At 69.2% G+C, this 3315-nt stretch carries 4 protein-coding genes; all 4 read right to left on the reverse strand.

The window, feature by feature from the left end; genetic code table 11:
* Window positions 1–83: 83 nt before the first annotated feature.
* Entirely contained in the window at window positions 84–746 is a 663-nt protein-coding gene (locus tag ACFSKW_RS54810) for a hypothetical protein (protein ID WP_379583870.1), read from the reverse strand.
* Between the two features lie 28 nt (window positions 747–774).
* Window positions 775–1572, reverse strand: a complete 798-nt coding sequence (locus ACFSKW_RS54815) for a hypothetical protein (RefSeq protein ID WP_379583872.1) — start codon at window positions 1570–1572, stop codon at window positions 775–777.
* Window positions 1569–2177, reverse strand: coding sequence for a hypothetical protein (locus ACFSKW_RS54820; protein WP_379583874.1), 609 nt, complete (start codon window positions 2175–2177; stop codon window positions 1569–1571). Before ACFSKW_RS54820 ends, ACFSKW_RS54815 begins: the two co-directional genes overlap by 4 nt.
* Window positions 2178–2514: 337 nt before the next feature.
* A partial coding sequence (locus ACFSKW_RS54825; RefSeq protein ID WP_379583876.1) for a DUF2303 family protein occupies window positions 2515–3315 on the reverse strand: 801 nt, incomplete at its 5' end.

A 3315-nucleotide genomic window follows, 5' to 3' on the forward strand; every position in this document is an offset into this window, starting at 1 on the left:
CGCTGCAACGTCGCAGGTCCCAAGGTGGTGCTGCTCCCGTGCGCCCGCTGGAGGGCAGCACGGCGCACGGGAGCCGGGGGCGGCTAGTAGCCGAGGGCCTTGCGCTGGTCGGGGGTGAGGGCGGCGAGGGCGGCGGCCTGGGCCGGGTCCATGCCGGGCGGCGCCGTCCACGCGGCGGGCGCGGGCGCGGCGGCCGGGGCGGTCTGCGGGGCGGGGGTGGCCCACTGCGGGGCCGGACCCTGGTTCGCGGGCACGAACCCGCCCGCCTGCTGCGCCGGGGCCTGGCCGCCGTTCAGGAAATCGTTCGCGGCGACCACCGACGGCGGCTGGTAGGTCGCGCTGTACAGCTTGGGCGGGTTGAAGCCGCGCCGGGTCTGCTCGCCGTCACCCGAGTAGGTGATGGACAGGGTGCCGCCCACCTCGAGCCCCTTGGCCTTGGCCGCGCGGACCGCGGTGCGGACGGCCTCCTGCAGCTTGGCGCGGACGTAGAACTTGCGCTGTCCGTCGTCGTCGACGATCTCGGGGTCGCGCAGGTTGGTCTGGACGGTGACGACCAGCTGCATGCGGGGGCGGCCGTCGTCCCAGAAGAGCGGCTTGCCGGTGTCGAGGTCGGTCTGCTGGGTGACCTCGGGCTGGGCGGAGATCTGGCCGGTGACGGTGGTGCCGATGGTCTCGAACTTGGCGGCGGGGATGCCGCTGCCCATGAGGAAGTCGTTGGCGTCGTACTGCTGCGGTGCGATGGTCATGAGTTCCTGTGCTCCTGTGTTCCTGTGATCAGTTGGCGATGAGGTCGAGCAGGTCCGACGACGCCTCCTGGGCGATGTCGGGGTCACCCGGGCATCCCCGGGCGAGATCGGTGGACCCTGGCAGCAGCCAGGGGCAGTAGCGGCACCAGGACGCCTTCCGCTTCAGCAGCGGGAGAGCGCCGGGGCCGAGGGCGGCGACGAGCTTGGCGATGCCGTCGGCCCTGGACAGCGCGTCAAGGGCGCGCTGCCGGTCGTACGGCTCCGACCAGAGGAAGCGCTGCTTCCACTCCTGGTTACGCGGCAGGAAGTAGATGGCGACGTCGGTGACGGTCTCGCCGCGGAGTTCCCAGCCGAGCCCGTATGTGTGCGCCTGCACCTCGTACTGTTCGCCCGGGCCGGTCTTCTTGTACTTGCGCAGCTGGTCGTCGCCGGGGATCTTCCAGTCCCAGACGACGCCGTCGAGGAAGAGGTCGCTGTTGCCGGAGATGTCGTTGCCGTTCACGCCTCCGGCGGTGACGCGCTGCTCCAGCTCGTACCGGTCGATGCCGTGCTCGGACCAGCCGGGCTGGGCCATGTTGGCGAGGGTGAGGAGCTCCTCGATGCCCTTGTGGACGTTGGTGCCGATCCACGCTTTCCAGGGCAGCGCCTGGTTGACGTTGGTTTCGGGGTGGCCGGCCAGCTTGTAGCCGAGGCGGAGGTCGCAGGGGATACCAATCTCGGACGGGCCGGGCTCCACCTGGTGGTTGCGTGGTTGGTCGCGGATGTGGGTCTCGATGAGGCCGTCGAGTTCGGTCTGCTGGTCGAGGACCTTCTGCGAGATGTTCACTGGTCCTCGTATTCGCGGCGGACCAGCTCGAGCGGGCCGTAGCTGTCTCGCACGAACCGGACGGTGTTCGGGCTAGAGCCTTCGTACATGCGCAGCCTCACGCCGTTCGTGGTGTCGACGGCGGTCCACACGTCGCCGTCCCTGTCGCGCCAGAGGTCGCCGGGCTGGGGCGGCCATGCGACCTCGGCGGGGTCGTGGTTCTCGGTCTGCTCGCGCCGCACGAGGGTGAAGGGGCCGAACTCGCGGTTCACTTCGGCCGGGTTCCTACTCGGGCCGCCGTGCGCGTGAACGAGTTCGACGACTGGCGTGCTGGGGTCGTCGTAGTCGCGGACGTCGACGCCGAACCACAGGTCGCCGTCGCGGTCGCGCCACAGGTCGCCAACCTGGGGCGGCCACTCGGCGGGAGGCGCAGTCTCGACGATCTGAATGGTGATGGCGTCGAGCTCCGTCCAGACTGCGCCCTTCGCCTCTTCCCTGTTCTTGCCGGAGATGGCGACCTGCACGGCACGGCCGTGCTTCTTGTTGTAGGGCGGGTCGAGGTCGGTGACGCGGGCGCCCGTGATGGTGATGTCGACGATGTCGCCGACCTTCAGCTCGGGGGGCATATCTCCTGTGCTCCTTTGTTCCTGTGGTGCGCCTTGCGGCAGCTTGTGCGTACACGCTACAACATGCAACATCATGCCGCAACACGCACCACAAGATCGTATGGCGACAACTACAAATCGCCGGAAGAACCCACCTGAACAGCTGAAACGTTGATGGTGCGCGTTGGTGCGCCGAGCAAGCTCGTGACGAACGCGCCGACGCCGGCGCACGTCTCCCACGTCGACACCGTCACCATGTCGCCGCACCGCTCGGTCACCGTGATGCACGCCGAGCGGGCCGGGGGAGCGGGAAGGCCCCCGCCGCTACCGGCAGGGGCCTCCGTGAAGCTGGGATTGCTCATGCGGGGGTGCCTCGCAGCACCTCGATGCCGAGCCCGCCCTCGACCTGGCCCACGACCGCGAGCACCGCGTCGCGGAGCACGGCCTGGGGGTCGTCGAGCAGGTAGGAGACGTACAGCTGGCCGCGCTCGATCCGGTACCGGAAGCGCGCGTCCAGCCCGTACACCACCGGGTCCTCGCCCTCCACGACGGGCAACTCCAGGCACTTCACCGCGATCTTGAACTCGGTGGGCACCTTCAGGTTGCCCTTCGCGCCGGCGGTGGCGTCGGTGGTCTCCTCCCACACCAGGTTCGCGTCCCCGGACGACAGCCTGGTGGCAGACGCGAAGTTCACCTTGGTCTTCGCCTGGAACGTGGTGGCGATCTCCAGCATCAGCGCGGCGGCGGGTTCTCTGATGTCGGACAGGTGGTCTTCGACGAACTCGGCGAACTCGCGCTGGGGCATCCACTTACGGTCGTTGCATGTCCAGGCGACCCAGGACAGGGTGGTCTTGAGCTGGAGGTGGAGGCGGTGGTCACCCCACCGCGGGCCCTCCTGGCTGTGGGCGTTCAGCACCGCGGTGATGCACCGCTGGTCGACGTTGACGTACGTCTCGGTGTCCTGGTCGGAGTGCTTGGCGTAGTACGCCTCGAACGAGGCGACGTCCTCCACCGTCACGGCGCCGGTCTTCCGCTGGGGAACCGGGAGGCGGCTGGTGTATTCCTCGACGTCCAGGTCGAGCAGCTGGGGCCCGTCGGCGGTCGGGAAGGCGTAGATCTTGCCGGGCTCCAGCACGGTGGCCAGGGCCTGGGCGCGGGC

The organism is Nonomuraea mangrovi (assembly GCF_042681425.1).
In the GTDB taxonomy this organism is placed as follows: Bacteria; Actinomycetota; Actinomycetes; order Streptosporangiales; family Streptosporangiaceae; genus Nonomuraea; species Nonomuraea mangrovi.